Annotated in this window: 11 protein-coding genes and 1 pseudogene; 11 read left to right on the top strand and 1 reads right to left on the bottom strand. The window is 71.2% G+C overall.

From position 1 onward, the window contains the following. The first annotated feature begins 5 nt into the window (after nt 1–5). The 8 genes from mftG to ACWPQI_RS16935 all read left to right on the top strand — a co-directional run bounded on the left by mftG (nt 6) and on the right by ACWPQI_RS16935 (nt 9,566). Nucleotides 6–1,481, top strand: a complete 1,476-nt coding sequence (gene mftG, locus ACWPQI_RS16970) for a mycofactocin dehydrogenase MftG (protein ID WP_342661282.1) — start codon at nt 6–8, stop codon at nt 1,479–1,481. A 49-nt stretch (nt 1,482–1,530) separates the two neighbouring features. Next, nucleotides 1,531–2,832 carry a helix-turn-helix domain-containing protein gene (locus ACWPQI_RS16965; RefSeq protein WP_010591929.1) on the top strand — a complete coding sequence of 434 codons (1,302 nt, stop codon included), beginning with the start codon at nt 1,531–1,533 and terminating at the stop codon, nt 2,830–2,832. A 100-nt stretch (nt 2,833–2,932) separates the two neighbouring features. Next, entirely contained in the window at nt 2,933–4,456 is a 1,524-nt protein-coding gene (gene adh / locus ACWPQI_RS16960) for an aldehyde dehydrogenase (RefSeq protein ID WP_003937356.1), read from the top strand. 159 nt (nt 4,457–4,615) lie between these two features. Beyond that, nucleotides 4,616–5,152 carry a DUF779 domain-containing protein gene (locus tag ACWPQI_RS16955; protein WP_407040981.1) on the top strand — a complete coding sequence of 179 codons (537 nt, stop codon included), beginning with the start codon at nt 4,616–4,618 and terminating at the stop codon, nt 5,150–5,152. Between the two features lie 116 nt (nt 5,153–5,268). Then, on the top strand, nt 5,269–6,723 hold the full coding sequence (gene eat / locus ACWPQI_RS16950; RefSeq protein ID WP_017679980.1) for an ethanolamine permease: 1,455 nt from the start codon (nt 5,269–5,271) through the stop codon (nt 6,721–6,723). After that, entirely contained in the window at nt 6,720–8,135 is a 1,416-nt protein-coding gene (locus ACWPQI_RS16945; protein ID WP_017679979.1) for an ethanolamine ammonia-lyase subunit EutB, read from the top strand. Before eat ends, ACWPQI_RS16945 begins: the two co-directional genes overlap by 4 nt. Then, nucleotides 8,132–8,896: an ethanolamine ammonia-lyase subunit EutC gene (gene eutC / locus ACWPQI_RS16940; RefSeq protein WP_010591923.1), complete on the top strand. Its 765-nt coding sequence runs from the start codon at nt 8,132–8,134 to the stop codon at nt 8,894–8,896. Before ACWPQI_RS16945 ends, eutC begins: the two co-directional genes overlap by 4 nt. A 121-nt stretch (nt 8,897–9,017) precedes the next feature. Beyond that, nucleotides 9,018–9,566 carry a hypothetical protein gene (locus tag ACWPQI_RS16935; protein WP_010591922.1) on the top strand — a complete coding sequence of 183 codons (549 nt, stop codon included), beginning with the start codon at nt 9,018–9,020 and terminating at the stop codon, nt 9,564–9,566. Nucleotides 9,567–9,574: 8 nt separating this feature from the next. Here the strand turns inward: ACWPQI_RS16935 and ACWPQI_RS16930 are convergent. Further along, nucleotides 9,575–9,998 (bottom strand): annotated as a pseudogene (locus tag ACWPQI_RS16930) (protein-tyrosine phosphatase family protein). A 215-nt stretch (nt 9,999–10,213) separates the two neighbouring features. Here ACWPQI_RS16930 and ACWPQI_RS16925 point away from each other — a divergent pair. From ACWPQI_RS16925 to ACWPQI_RS16915, 3 genes are all read left to right on the top strand, one after another. Beyond that, nucleotides 10,214–11,581 carry an MFS transporter gene (locus tag ACWPQI_RS16925; protein WP_371851035.1) on the top strand — a complete coding sequence of 456 codons (1,368 nt, stop codon included), beginning with the start codon at nt 10,214–10,216 and terminating at the stop codon, nt 11,579–11,581. Nucleotides 11,582–11,747: 166 nt separating this feature from the next. Beyond that, on the top strand, nt 11,748–13,406 hold the full coding sequence (locus ACWPQI_RS16920) for an AMP-binding protein (protein ID WP_304433821.1): 1,659 nt from the start codon (nt 11,748–11,750) through the stop codon (nt 13,404–13,406). Further along, the gene (locus ACWPQI_RS16915; RefSeq protein WP_010591918.1) at nt 13,403–15,049 is read left to right on the top strand and encodes a sigma-54-dependent Fis family transcriptional regulator; all 1,647 of its coding nucleotides are present in this window, start codon (nt 13,403–13,405) and stop codon (nt 15,047–15,049) included. Before ACWPQI_RS16920 ends, ACWPQI_RS16915 begins: the two co-directional genes overlap by 4 nt. Nucleotides 15,050–15,094: the final 45 nt, after the last annotated feature.

The following is a 15,094-nucleotide window of genomic DNA, read 5'->3' as shown; positions in this document are numbered from 1 at the left end:
CGCCCGTGGCCGCGCCGGCGCACGCCGACGTCGTCGTCGTGGGGGGTGGCAGTTGCGGCTGCGTGCTGGCCGCCCGGCTCAGCGAGGATCCCGACCGGACGGTCCTGCTGCTCGAGGCCGGCCCCGGCTACCGCTCCATCGCGGACATCCCGTCCGCGGTGCTCGACGCGACCGTCCTGCCGGTCGGTCCGGACAGCCCGTGGACCTGCGCCTACCCGGTCCGGCTGACCCGACGTCGCCCGTCCGTCGTCGCCCGCGGCCGGCTGCTGGGCGGCTCCGGCGCGGTCAACGGGGCGTACTTCGTGCGGGCCCGCCCGGACGACTTCGAGGCCTGGCCGCCGTCCTGGTCGTTCGATCGGGTGCTGCCGCATTTCCGCGCCACCGAGACCGATGCCGACGCCGGGACGGGTGTGCACCGTCGCTGGCACGGGACGTCCGGTCCCGTGCCCGTCGCCCGTACGCCGTGGGAGCGGCTGCACCCGGTCGGTGCCGCATTCCACGACGCGGCCCTCGCCGCCGGACATCGCCGGATCGCCGACCTCAACGCGCCCGGACCGGACGGGGTGGGCCCCGTCCCGCTCAACATCCGCGACGGGATGCGCGTCGGTCCGGCCCACGCGTACCTGCTGCCCGCACTGACCCGGCCGAACCTGACCGTGCGCACGGGAACCCGCGTGCGCCGGGTCGTGCTCTCGGGGTCGCGCGCGGTCGGCGTCGAGACCGAGGACGGCGAGACCGTCGGCGCCGGCCACGTCGTGCTCGCCGCCGGTGCGATCGGCTCCCCGCAGCTGCTCATGCTCTCCGGCATCGGCGCCGGCGCCGAGCTGACCCGCCTGGGCGTCACCCCGCGGATCGAGCTCCCCGGGGTCGGGACGGGCTTCACCGACCACCCGGAGATCGCCGTCCCCTACCGGTACCGCGCCCCGCAACCCGGACCGGCCCCGGTCCTGCAGGTCGTCCTGCACACCGGCAATCTCGAGATGCGCCCCTACACCGCACCGTTCGCCGCGTCCGTCCCCGGAAGCGGCGTCGCGGACCCCGTTCTGGGTGTGGTGCTCACCCGTCCCCGCAGCCGCGGCACGATCCGCCTCGACCCGGCCGATCCGACGCGGCCGCCGCTGCTGGACTACCGCTACCTCGAGGACCCGGGCGACCGTGCCGACCTGCGCGACGGGGTCGCGCACGCCGCGCATCTGCTCGCGGCGATGCCGGACGTCGTGGACCGGACCGGGGTCGATCCCGACGCGTTCGACCCCGGCGACGCCTGGCTCGAACAACACCTCGGGACGTCGCTGCACCTGTCCGGGAGCTGCCGGATGGGCACCGACGAGGCGGCGGTCGTCGACGACCGGTGCCGGGTGCACGCCACCGAGGGACTGAGCGTCGTGGACACGTCCGTGTTCCCGCAGGTGCCCGGCCGCGGCCCGCACGCGACGGCGGTGATGCTGGCGGAGCGGGTGGGCACGGGGGCGGGCTTGTGACTCGGGTTACAATTGTCCGGAGGAGGAACCGGCAGATGAGCAGCACCGCATGACCGACGAACGATCCGGCTCGGCCAACCCGTGGGTGGCGCTGCGGCCCGGTGACGATCCGTCGCAGCTGGCGCAACGGGTGTCGTCGGCGCACAGTTCGTTCCTCGACGCGGCCGACACGTCGGTCGTGCCGGCCTCCGTGCGGTCGGTGGTCCGCGAATCCTGGCTGCGCAGCCGCCGCAACGGGATCAGTCCCGACGCCGTCGAACAGCCGAGCCTGCTCACCGGCCTGGACCTCGAGCGGTACCGGGCCGGGCATCCGATGGCGCTGATCCGTCCCGTCGTGCGCAAGCTGCTGGTGGAGGACGCCGCCGACAGCGGGCTGCTCGTCGCGATCAGCGACGAACAGGGCCGGTTGCTGTGGGTCGAAGGCGACCATGCGGCCCGGGACCGGGCGCTGTCGATGAGCTTCGTCGAGGGCGCCGACTGGAGTGAGGAGCGGGTGGGCACCAACGCGCCCGGCACCGCTCTCGCCGTCGACCACTCGGTCCAGATCGTCGCCGCCGAGCACTTCAACCGCACCGTGCACGAGTGGAGTTGCTCGGCCGCGCCGGTGCACGACCCGAGCACCGGCCGGATCCTCGGCGCCATCGACATCACCGGCGGTCTGCGCGTCGCCGCGCCGGAGGTGTTGCAACTCGTGCGGGCCACGGTCGCCGCCGCCGAGTCGGAACTGCGGCTGCACCTGCTCAGCTCGCCGCGGCTGTTGTCGTCCGCTCGCACGAGCCTCGACACGTTCGGTTCCGGACGGCCCACGTTGCACCGCGACGGCGAGCGGATCCCGCTGTCGCAGCGGCACGCCGAGATCCTGCTGCTGCTCGCCGAGCATCCCGAGGGTCTGAGCTCGGACCGGCTTGCGGTGCTGCTCGACGAGTCCGAGCTCGACTCCGTCACCATTCGTGCCGAGATGTCGCGGCTGCGAAAGGTTTTCGGATCCGAGGGACTCGGTTCTCGCCCGTACCGGCTCCTCGGCGAACTCGTCACCGACGTCGCGGAGGTCCGCGGTGCGCTCGACCGCGGTGACGTGGCGACGGCGGTGCGCCTGTACGCCGGGCCGGTGCTGCCCGGATCGGTCGCGCCCGGCGTCGAGGAGATCCGGGACGAACTGCGCGCCCGGGTGCAGGCGGCGCTCCTCCGCGCCGGCGACGCCCAGTTGCTCGCGCGGTGGACGGCATCGGTGCACGGGCGCGACGACATCGCCGCCTGGGAGGCGTACCTGACCACCCTCGATCCGCACTCGACGCTGTTCGCCCAGGTCAGGGCCCGGATCGAGCTGTTGGACCGCCAGCTCGGCATCTGAGGTTGCAGCTACGCAACGTAGTTGCAACCCACCGGTTCGTAGTGTTCCGGATCACACGCCCCGCATGGGGTGTGTCAGACCATCCGAGGAGTGAACACCGATGACCGTGTACGCCCGTCCCGGCTCGCCCGACGCCCTGATGTCCTTCCAGTCCCGCTACGACAACTGGATCGGCGGCCAGTGGGTACCGCCTGTGAAGGGTCAGTACTTCGAGAACGTCACCCCGGTCACGGGACAGCCGTTCACCGAGGTGGCCCGGTCCACCGAGGAGGACATCGAGCTGGCCCTCGACGCCGCCCACGCCGCGGCGCCGGCCTGGGGCAAGACCTCCGTCGCCGAGCGGTCCATCCTGCTCAACAAGATCGCCGACCGTATCGAGGAGAACCTCGAGTCGATCGCCCTCGCCGAGACCTGGGACAACGGCAAGCCGATCCGCGAGACCCTCAACGCCGACATTCCGCTCGCGATCGACCACTTCCGCTACTTCGCGGGCGCGATCCGTGCGCAGGAGGGCTCGATCTCCGAGATCGACTCCGAGACCGTCGCCTACCACTTCCACGAGCCGCTCGGCGTCGTCGGCCAGATCATTCCGTGGAACTTCCCGATCCTGATGGCGGTGTGGAAGCTTGCCCCCGCCCTGGCCGCCGGCAACGCCGTCGTCCTCAAGCCGGCCGAGCAGACGCCCGCCTCGATCCTGCACCTCATCTCCGTGATCGGCGACCTGCTGCCTCCGGGCGTGGTCAACATCGTCAACGGCTTCGGCGTCGAGGCCGGCAAGCCGCTGGCGTCGAGCCCGCGGATCCGCAAGATCGCGTTCACCGGCGAGACCACCACCGGCCGCCTGATCATGCAGTACGCCTCGCAGAACCTGATCCCGGTCACCCTCGAGCTCGGCGGCAAGAGCCCGAACATCTTCTTCTCCGACGTGCTCTCGGCCAACGACGACTACCAGGACAAGGCACTCGAGGGCTTCACGATGTTCGCTCTCAACCAGGGCGAGGTGTGCACCTGCCCCTCGCGCTCGCTGATCCAGCAGGACATCTTCGACGACTTCCTGTCGCTGGCCGCGGTGCGCACGAAGGCCGTGCGCCAGGGTGATCCGCTCGACACCGACACGATGATCGGTGCGCAGGCCTCGAACGACCAGCTCGAGAAGATCCTGTCCTACATCGAGATCGGCAAGAGCGAAGGCGCACAGGTGATCACCGGTGGCGAGCGCGCCGACCTCGGCGGCGACCTGTCCGGCGGCTTCTACGTCCAGCCGACGGTGTTCAGCGGCCACAACAAGATGCGCATCTTCCAGGAGGAGATCTTCGGACCGGTGGTCTCGGTGACCTCCTTCCGGGACTTCGACGACGCCATCTCGATCGCCAACGACACCCTCTACGGCCTCGGAGCCGGTGTCTGGTCCCGCGACGGCGGCGTCGCCTACCGGGCCGGCCGTGCCATCCAGGCCGGCCGGGTGTGGACCAACACCTACCACCAGTACCCGGCGCACGCGGCGTTCGGCGGCTACAAGCAGTCCGGCATCGGCCGCGAGAACCACCACATGATGCTCGACCACTACCAGCAGACGAAGAACCTCCTGGTGTCCTACGCCCCGAAGGCCCAGGGCTTCTTCTGATCAGGCCCGGCACCTGTCACGTCACCCCCTGCGACGTGGCAGGTGCCGTTCCCATTCCGCCCCGCCCCGAGTCGAGCGAGTGTATCGTTCACTCGATCAGTCGAGGTGAGCGACACGTTCGCTCGGGGGAGGCCCACGTCGACAACCGGAAGGCACCGCATGTCCGTCCCGCTCCGCCTCGTCGCCACCTCCGACGCGGTCGCGCTCCTGCGCCGCCTGGCCGAGCGGCACGGGCCGCTGATGATGCACCAGTCCGGCGGCTGCTGCGACGGATCGGCGCCGATGTGCTACCCGGACGGCGACTTCGTCGTCGGCGACCTGGACGTGCTGCTGGGGATGCTGGACCTGCGTCTCGAGGTGGGACGGACCGCCGACGACCTGCCCGGCGGCACCGACGCCGTCCCGGTGTGGATCTCGGGATCCCAGTTCGAGGCGTGGAAGCACACCCAGCTCGTCCTCGACGTGGTGCCGGGCCGCGGCTCCGGATTCAGTCTCGAATCCCCCGAGGGGCTCCGGTTCCTCAGTCGCGGCCGCGCCTTCACCGCCGAGGAGAACGACGCCCTCGCCCGTGACGCCCCCTTGCTCGGCAAGCAGTGGGCCGCCGGCGCCCGCCCGGATCCGGCCACGGAGCCGACCGTCGTGGCCGAGGCCGCCGACGCGTGCCCGGTGCCGACGACCCGGAGCCACTCCTCGTAACACTTCCGTGACCGCGTACTGACGCGGTGTGTACATGCCTCTCGTACCGTGAGTACTCGCGGTGTCCTCGGCGTGCCTGCTCGACACGTCGCCATCCTCCGTCGAGAAGAGAGATCATGTCGTTGACCGACCCGCCCAGGACCGGAACCGCGGCCCACCACGACGGCGCGGACTTCCACGCCGAGAGTCGTGCCTATCTCGAAAAGCGAAGTCTGAGAAAGGGTTCGGCAGGCTGGATTCTGCTCGCGGGGCTGGGGGTCAGCTACGTCATCTCGGGTGACTACGCCGGCTGGAACAACGGCCTGGCCGAAGGCGGGTTCGGTGGACTGCTCGTCGCCTCGGTGATCATCGCGGCCATGTACTTCGCGATGGTGCTCGGCATGGCGGAGTTGTCCTCCGCGCTGCCGGCCGCCGGCGGCGGCTACACCTTCGCCCGTCGCGCACTCGGACCCTGGGGTGGATTCGCCACCGGCACAGCAATTCTCATCGAGTACTCGATCGCCCCGGCGGCGATCGCCACGTTCATCGGCGGGTACGTCGAGTCGCTGAACCTGTTCGGCATCACCGACGGGTGGTGGATCTACCTCGCCGTGTACGCGGTGTTCATCGGCATCCACCTCACCGGCGCGGGCGAAGCCCTCAAGGCGATGTTCGTGATCACCGCGATCGCACTCGTCGGGCTCGTGGTGTTCGCGGTCTCGGCCGTCGGGCTGTTCGACACCGCCAATCTGACCGACATCGCCGTCGACGAGACCGCCGCCGGTGCGTCGTCGTTCCTGCCCTTCGGTCTGTTCGGCATCTGGGCGGCCGTGCCGTTCGCGATCTGGTTCTTCCTCGCCGTCGAGGGGGTGCCGCTCGCCGCGGAGGAGGCGACCGAACCGGAGAAGAACGTGCCCAAGGGCATCATCGTGTCCATGCTGGTACTGCTCGTCACCGGTGCGACCGTGCTGTTCCTGGCCACCGGCGCGCTCGGCGCCGAGGCCCTGTCCACCTCCGGCAACCCGCTCGTCGAGGCCCTCGGCGACAGCGGCGCCGCGAAGGTGGTCAACTACATCGGCCTCGCCGGTCTGATCGCGAGCTTCTTCTCGATCATGTACGCGTACTCGCGGCAGACGTTCGCGCTCTCGCGCGCCGGTTACCTCCCGACGAGCCTGTCGCTGACCAACAAGCGCAAGGCGCCGGTGCTGGCGCTGATCGTCCCCGGTGTGATCGGGTTCGCGCTGTCGCTCACGGGGGAGGGCGCGATGCTGCTGAACATGGCCGTCTTCGGTGCCGCGGTGAGCTACGTGCTGATGATGGTCAGCCACATCGTGCTGCGGCGGCGCGAGCCGAACATGCCGCGGCCCTACCGCACCCCCGGCGGTGTCGTCACCACCTCCTTCGCGCTGGTCGTCGCGGCCGCTGCCGTCGTGGCCACCTTCCTGGTCGACCCGATCGCCGCCCTGTGGACCCTCGGCGCCTTCGCCGCGTTCATGGCCTACTTCGGGCTCTACAGCCGGCACCGGCTGGTGGCGAACTCGCCCGACGAGGAGTTCGCCGCGCTCGCCGAGGCGGAGGCCGAGCTGAAGTGAGCGTCTACACCCAGCACCTCGCCGGCACCACCTACACCTTCGACGGCCTCGTGGACCTGCTCGCCAAGGCCACCCCGCGCCGCTCCGGCGACGAACTCGCCGGCTGCGCGGCCGAATCCGACGCCGAGCGCGCGGCCGCGCAGTGGGTGCTCGCCGACGTCCCGCTCGACGTGTTCCTCGCCGAGCCGGTGGTGCCCTACGAGACCGACGAGGTCACCCGGCTGATCCTCGACGACCACGACCGCGACGCCTACCGCGCCGTGCAGCACCTGACGGTCGGGGGACTGCGCGACCTGCTCCTCGACACCGTCACGAAGGCCGATGCGGCCGCGACGTTCGCCGCCCTGTCACCCGGCCTGACGCCCGAGATGGTCGCCGCCGTCAGCAAGCTCATGCGCAACCAGGACCTGATCGCGGTGGCCCGCGCGATCGAGGTCACGTCGGCGTTCCGCACCACCGTGGGACTTCCCGGCCGGCTCGGCACCCGGCTGCAGCCCAACCATCCCACCGACGACCCGCGCGGCATCGCCGCCGCGACCCTCGACGGGCTGCTGATGGGGTGCGGCGACGCCGTCATCGGCATCAACCCGGCGACGGATTCGCCCCGGGCCACCGCCGACCTGCTGCACCTGCTCGACGAGATGCGGCTGCGCTTCGACATCCCGGTGCAGTCCTGCGTGCTCTCCCACGTGACGACCACCCTCGGCCTCATCGAGGCCGGCGCCCCGGTGGACCTGGTGTTCCAGTCCATCGCCGGCACCGAGGGCGCCAACGCCGGCTTCGGGGTGAACCTCGCGCTGCTGCGCGAGGCGAACGAGGCCGGTCGCGCCCTGGGGCGCGGCACCGTCGGGGACAACATCATGTACCTCGAGACGGGACAGGGTTCGGCGCTGTCGGCCGGCGCGCATCTCGGCACGGGCGGACGTCCGGTGGATCAGCAGACCCTCGAGACCCGGGCGTACGCCGTCGCCCGCGCGCTCGACCCGCTGCTGATCAACACGGTGGTCGGTTTCATCGGCCCGGAGTACCTCTACGACGGCAAGCAGATCGTCCGGGCGGGCCTCGAGGACCACTTCTGCGGCAAGTTGCTGGGCCTGCCCATGGGCGTGGACGTGTGCTACACCAACCACGCCGAGGCCGACCAGGACGACATGGACACCCTCCTGACGCTGCTCGGGGTTGCCGGCGCCGCGTTCGTCATCGCCGTGCCCGGGGCCGACGACGTCATGCTCGGCTACCAGAGCCTGTCGTTCCACGACGCGCTGTACGTGCGGCGCGCGCTCGGCCTGCGTCCCGCTCCCGAGTTCGAGCGGTGGCTCGCCGGCCTCGGCATGGTCGACGGAGCCGGGCACATCCTGCCGGTGGACGCGGCCGCCTCCCCGCTGCGCGCCCTCGCGGGAGGTGCGGCATGAGCGAGTCCGTCGACCGTGACTTCTGGGCGCCGCTGCGGTCGTCGACGCAGGCCCGCATCGGGCTCGGCCGCGCCGGCGACGGCCTCCCGACCGCGCGGGTGCTCGAGTTCCGGGCCGCGCACGCCGCGGCCCGCGATGCGGTGCACCAGCCCCTCGACGTGCCGGCCCTGGCCGCCGACGTCGAACGTCTCGGACTCGGCGCGCCCGTCGTCGTCGAGAGCCGCGTGCGCGATCGGGGCGAGTACCTGCGCCGCCCGGATCTCGGCCGCGTGCCCGCGGACCTGTCCGCGGTCCCGGCCGTCGGCGCCGACGTCGGGGTGGTCCTCGCCGACGGGCTCTCGCCGCGGGCCCTGACCGAGCACGGCGTCGCCCTGCTCGAGGCGATCGTGGCGGCCCTGCCGCGGCACCTGTCCGTGGCGACGCCGGTGATCGCGACGTCGGCGCGGGTCGCGCTCGGCGACCACATCGGCGCCGCCCTGGGGGTGCGCACCCTGCTGGTCCTGATCGGGGAGCGGCCCGGGCTGTCGGTCGCCGACAGCCTCGGGGTGTACCTGACCCACGAGCCGCGGCCCGGTCGTGCCGACGCCGAACGGAACTGCGTGTCCAACATCCACCCACCCGAAGGGCTGGGGTATGCGGCGGCCGCGTGCGTCGTCGCGGGGCTGGTCGACGGGGCGCGCCGGCTCGGGCGGTCCGGGGTGGACCTGAAGGACACCACGCGGGGCGACCGGCTCGATTCCGCGACGGTGGGGGAGTTGTAGCGGCGAGAACGTGACGCATCCGCGTGGCCGGTTGACATTGCCGCCGCATCCGCCAAATCATGTACTCCGCCCGACCGGGTGACACGTACGGCCCGCGACCGGGCGACGAGGAGAGGACACGATGGCTTTCGCTGGCAATGTCGACGAGCTGGCTCTGCTGCAGACGGTGCGGCTGAAGCAGACCGTCACCGCGGAGGTGATCGCGGCGCATCTCGGGGTGTCCGTCGCGTCCGGCCGGGCGGCGTTCGACGCACTCGTCGCCCAGGGCAAGGCGAAGGAGAGCGGCGACGGCATCTCCCTGACCGACGCGGGTGCTGCGGAGCTGACCGATCAGCTCGACGCGGAGCGCGTCTCGATCGACGAGGATTCCCTCGCGGAGCTGTTCGAACAGTTCGGGCCGCTCGACGACGAGCTCACCGCGCTGCTCGCCGACCCGGAATCCGCCAACTTCCTCGACGAACTGATCGAGCTGGATCGCAAGGCGCAGAATCTCTTCGACGACGTGTCGGCCTTCGTTCCGCGCCTGTCGCGGTACCAGGACCTGTTCGCCGAGGCGCTCGGGAAGATCAAGTCCGGCGCGCTGGCATGGGCCACGGCACCGAACATCGACTCGTACGCGACCGTGTGGCGCGAGATGCGCGCCGAACTCGCCGGCGCCGCCGGTCGCTGACGCGCCGGTCACCGGAACGCGGCGACGAAGCGCCGTTGCCCGGGCGTGTCCACCGCTCGGCGCGAATAGTGCTCGCGCACATAGGCAACCGCGTCGGCGGGCGGCACGCCGTCGAGGATCGCCAGGCAGGCCGGCGCGGTGCCCGTGCGGCCGTGTCCCCCGCCGCAGGCGACTTCGACGCGTTCGGCCACACACCGCTCCCATGCCTCGTGCAGTATCCGGCGCGCGGCCCGGGGATCGGCTGGGAGCCGGAAGTCGGGCCAGCGGATCCATCGGGCCTGCCACGGGACCGTCGGCGGTTTCCGGCCCGAGCGGTAGATCCCGAGTGTGGGGTGCGGGCCGGTCGGCGCCGGCGGACGCCCCGGCCCCGGACGGTCCGGCCCGACGGGAGGGCCAGAACCCCCGGGTGCCCGGTTCCCAGGTCGTCGTCATGGACGGAGCGTAGGCGGCGCGGGCGCGGCCGGTCCGCCCCGGTGGCCGCGCCGGGATGCCCGACGCGCTCCGGTCATTCGTTCGCCGAACTACGTGATACGGCTCACAGCCACCCCCCTTTCGGGGGTAGTGGGGGAGTGAGGCGGATCACTACCTTTCCTTCCATCCCGCGGCGCAGGTCCGCCGCGGCTCGGACGGAAATACGGAGGACAGACGTGACCACAGTGTCGACACCGGGGGCCGAACCCCCCGTGGTACCGGCGGGGCACAAGCCCGCCGCGCCGACCGCTCCTGCCCCGGGCGGCCCCGGCATCCGACGCGTCGCCATCGCCAGCTGCATCGGCACCACCATCGAGTTCTACGACTTCTTCATCTACGGAACCGCCGCAGCCCTGGTCTTCCCGACGGTGTTCTTCCCGGCGCTCGGCGCCACCGCCGGCACGGTCGCCTCGTTCGCGACCTTCGCCGTCGCCTTCATCGCGCGCCCGGTCGGCGCCATGCTGTTCGGGCACTTCGGCGACCGCATCGGCCGCAAGAAGACCCTCGTCTCCACCCTGCTGCTGATGGGCATCTCGACCCTGCTCATCGGGTTGCTTCCGGGCGCCGAGACGATCGGCGTCGCCGCCCCGATCATCCTCGTGCTGCTGCGCTTCGCCCAGGGCTTCGCCGTCGGCGGTGAATGGGCCGGCGCGACGCTGCTCACCGCCGAGTACGCGCCACCGGGCAAACGCGGCCTGTATGCGATGTTCCCCCAGCTGGGCCCGGCCATCGCCTTCGCCCTGTCGAGCGGCACCTTCCTGTTCACCGGCCTGGCCCTCGGCGACACCAACGAGGCCTTCCTCGACTACGGTTGGCGAATCCCGTTCCTGCTCAGCATCGTTCTCGTGGCCGTCGGTCTCTACATGCGCCTCGCCATCCAGGAGACCCCGGTGTTCCGGGCCGAGAGCGAAGCCCGCGCCGCCGCCCCGGCCGAGAAGCGCACCCTGCCGTTCCTCGACGCCCTGCGCTACCAGACCAAGGAGATCCTCCTCTCGGCCGGCGCCCTGGCGATCATGTTCGCCTTCTTCTACATGGGCACCGCGTACCTGACCAGCTACGCGACCAAGACCCTCGGCTTCTCCCGGCCGTTCGTCCTGACCGTCGGCATCGTCTCGTCGCTCGTGTTCGGCGCCGCGATCGTGCTCTCCGCGCTCTACTCCGACCGGGTCGGACGCCGTCGCGTCATCATGATCTCGTGCGGCTTCTCCGTCGTGTGGGCGCTGGCGCTGTTCCCGCTGCTCGACACCGGATCGCCGGTCGCGTTCGTCGTCGGCATGATGGTCACCCTGGCCATCTTCGGCATCGCCTACGGCCCGTGCGGCGCACTGCTGCCGGAGATGTTCCACACCCGGTACCGGTACACCGGCGCCGGACTCGGCTACAACCTCGCCGGCGTCCTCGGCGGTGCGATCCCGCCCATGCTGGCCGCGCCCCTGGCCGCGTCCTACGGCGGCATCGCCATCGGCGTCATGCTCTCCGTGCTCGGCGTCCTGAGCTTCGTGTGCACGAAGGCCCTCGTCGAGACCCGGGACCGAGCGCTCTGATCCCGCCGGCGCCCTCCCCGACACCCCGGGGAGGGCGCCTCGTGCTGTCACCACCCCCTCAACTGTCCAGAATCCGAACACCTGCGGCCCCGGATCGGCGAGCATGGTGGACGAGTCCTCGAGACCCCGTCGCTCGTCCCGGGCCGCGCACACTGCAGGAGCACCAATGACCGGTTTCACCACACCCGAACTGCCCAGCTACACCTCGGGGGCGTGGAACACCCCGCTGCTCGGGGACACGATCGGCGACAACTTCGACCGCACCGTCGCCCGGCACGGTGAGCGGGACGCGCTCGTCGACCGCGCCGCCGGCCGGCGCTGGACCTACACCGAGCTCGCCGGCGAGGTCGACGCTCTTGCGTTCGGGCTGCTGCGGGCCGGCATCGGCAAGGGCGACCGGGTGGGCATCTGGGCGCCCAACTGCGCCGAGTGGGTGTTCGTCCAGTACGCCACCGCGAAGATCGGCGCGATCCTGGTCAACATCAACCCGGCCTACCGCTCGCACGAACTGCAGTACGTGCTCACCCAGGCCGGAATCCGCATGCTGGTCGCGGCCCCGAGGTTCAAGTCGTCCGACTACGCGGCGATGATCGACGAGGTGCGGGGCAACTGCCCGGATCTCGAACAGGTGGTGCTGCTCGGCTCTCCCGACTGGGACGAGCTCGGCGAGTCCGGCCGCGCCGCACTCGCCGACGACCGCACCCGGCTCGACGCCGCGCAGCGCGACCTGTCGGCCGACGATCCGATCAACATCCAGTACACGTCCGGCACGACCGGATTCCCCAAGGGCGCCACCCTCAGCCACCACAACATCCTCAACAACGGGTTCTTCGTGGGCGAGCTGTGCCACTACACCGAGCAGGACAAGGTGTGCATCCCGGTGCCCTTCTACCACTGCTTCGGCATGGTGATGGGCAATCTGGCCTGCACCAGCCACGGTGCGACGATGGTGATCCCGGGACCGGCCTTCGACCCGGCCCAGACGCTGGCCGCCGTCGCCGAGGAGCGCTGCACCTCCCTCTACGGTGTGCCGACGATGTTCATCGCCGAACTCGCCGACCCCGGCTTCGACGGCTTCGACCTGTCGAGCCTGCGCACCGGCATCATGGCGGGCTCGCCGTGCCCGGTCGAGGTGATGAAGCAGGTCATCGAACGGATGGGCATGGCCGAGGTCTCCATCTGCTACGGCATGACCGAGACCTCCCCGGTGTCGCTGCAGACCCGCAGCGACGACACCATCGACCAGCGGGTGTCCACCGTCGGCCGCGTCGGCCCGCACCTCGAGGTCAAGATCGTCGATCCGGCCACGGGCCTGACCGTCCCGCGCGGCGAGCCGGGCGAACTGTGCACCCGCGGCTACTCGGTGATGCTCGGCTACTGGAACCAGCCCGACAAGACCGCCGACGCCATCGACGCCGCCCGGTGGATGCACACCGGCGACATCGGCGTCATGGACGCCGACGGGTACGTCTCGGTCACCGGCCGCATCAAGGACATGGTCATCCGTGGCGGCGAGAACATCTACCCGCGGGAGATCGAGGAGTTCCTCTACACCCACCCGGACATCCTCGACGCCCAGGTGGTCGGGGTGCCCGACCAGAAGTACGGGGAGGAGCTCATGGTGTGGATCCGGATGCGAGAGGGTGCGGCACCGCTCGACGCGCAGTCGCTGCGCGAGTACTGCACGGGCAAGCTCGCGCACTACAAGATCCCCCGCTACGTGCACGTCGTCGACGAGTTCCCGATGACGGTCACCGGCAAGATCCGCAAGGTCGAGATGCGTGAGATCTCGACGGCCCTGCTCGGGGAGGCCGGACAGGGGTGAACGGTCTGCGGCCGGAGATCGCGCTGTCCTGGAAGCGCTCACAGCTGAGCGGGATAGACCCGGGACGGCTTCCCGAACCGACCCTGCTGGGCCCCTCGGACGCGGCCGGGCGGCTGCTCGACGCCGCCCGGCCGGTGCTCGACGAGCTGCGCACCCAGCTCGCCGGCACGGGCTGCTGCATCCTCCTCGTGGACCGCGACTGCCGGATCGTGGCCCGGTTGTTCGACTCGGCACCCATGCAACGGGCCATGGAGGAGATCGGCGTGGTCCCCGGCGCCGCCCTGAGCGAGGACACCTACGGCACCAATGCCCTCGGCACCCCGTTCGAGGTGCGGCAGAGCCTCGTGGTGCACGGCGAAGAGCACTACCTCGAGTCCCTCAAGGACTTCAGCTGCTACGGGCATCCCCTCGTGCATCCGGTCACCCGTCGCATCGAAGGCATCCTCGACATCACCGCCGCCGGCAAGACCGCCAATCCGCTGTTCGCGCCGTTCCTCGCCCGGGCGGCCCGCGACATCGAGGCACGGCTGCTCGAGGGCGCCCGCGAGTCCGACCGGCGGGTCGTCGACGCGTTCCAGCGGGCCGCGCAGCAGCGCGGCGTCGCGGTCGCGGCCATGGGCGAGGACATCATGCTCACCAACAAGGCCGCCGTCGAACTGCTCCTGCCCGCCGATCACGCTGCCCTGCGCGCGATCGCGGTCGATCTGCCGGCGGGGGAGTCCCGCACCATGGACTTCGCGCTGTCCGCCGGCGGCAGCACCCGGTTGCGGATCGACCGCATCCCGGGCATCGGCAGCGGCGCGTTGTTCCTGCTCGACGCCTCCGGGGCACGCGAACCCGTGCCCCGGAGCGACGTCGCGCAGGATGCGACGACGCGGCTACGGCGGCGGCTCGGGCGGCTGCGCGACGGTGCCGGTGGCGTGGCGATCGTCGGCGAGCCCGGCAGTGGGCGAACCTGGGCGGCAAGGGAACTCGTCCGTGAGGCGGGCACGTTCCTGGATGCCGCCCGGATCGTCGGTGAGGGTGAACGCGAATGGTCGGCCCGGTTGCTCACGGTCGCGGCCGCCGCGACGGACCGCGGCTTCGTGGTCGTCGAACACGTGCACCTGGCGCCGGACCCGGTGCCGGCGCTGCTCTCGTCGATGCTCTCCGACCCGGCCGCACCGCGGCTCGTGCTCACGGCCGACCCCGTCGACGGCATCCGGCCGCCGGTGCGGGAGCTGTTGGCACGCTGCCCCGGTCAGGTCCGGGTCCCGGCCCTGCGGCAACGGATCCGGGAACTCGGTGACCTGGCCGCCGCGCTCGCGCAGGAACTCGGCCGACCGGATCTGCGCCTGGGCCCGAGTGCCCTGACGGCCTTGTCGGAACGTTCGTGGCCCGGCAACCTCGCCGAACTGCGGGCGGTGCTCGCCGCCGTCCCGGTGCGGGAGTCCCCGCTGCCGGTGCGACGGGAGGATCTGCCGGTCGACTACCGGGCGACGAGCCGGGTCTCCCGCCTGGGTGGGCGCGAGCGCGCCGAGCGGGAGGCCATCATCGAGGCGCTGCGTGAGAGCGGCGGCAACAAGGTGCACGCCGCGGCGCAGCTCGGTATCAGCCGCACCACGCTCTACAGCCGGATCCGCGCGCTCGGCATCGCGGGCTGACCGTACCCGCGCGGGTCTCGTCGCTCGTATGCGCATGTGCGCACT

This window comes from Rhodococcus sp. LMD (assembly GCF_056108245.1).
The sequence above is the reverse complement of the archived record's forward strand: the minus strand, read 5'-3'. Positions and strand labels throughout refer to the sequence as shown.

Coding starts and splice junctions, on each gene's coding strand:
- ACWPQI_RS16965 (WP_010591929.1), top strand. CDS start 1,531: ATGACCGACGAACGATCCGGCTCGGCCAACCCGTGGGTGGCGCTGCGG.
- adh (WP_003937356.1), top strand. CDS start 2,933: ATGACCGTGTACGCCCGTCCCGGCTCGCCCGACGCCCTGATGTCCTTC.
- ACWPQI_RS16955 (WP_407040981.1), top strand. CDS start 4,616: ATGTCCGTCCCGCTCCGCCTCGTCGCCACCTCCGACGCGGTCGCGCTC.
- eat (WP_017679980.1), top strand. CDS start 5,269: ATGTCGTTGACCGACCCGCCCAGGACCGGAACCGCGGCCCACCACGAC.
- eutC (WP_010591923.1), top strand. CDS start 8,132: ATGAGCGAGTCCGTCGACCGTGACTTCTGGGCGCCGCTGCGGTCGTCG.
- ACWPQI_RS16935 (WP_010591922.1), top strand. CDS start 9,018: ATGGCTTTCGCTGGCAATGTCGACGAGCTGGCTCTGCTGCAGACGGTG.
- ACWPQI_RS16920 (WP_304433821.1), top strand. CDS start 11,748: ATGACCGGTTTCACCACACCCGAACTGCCCAGCTACACCTCGGGGGCG.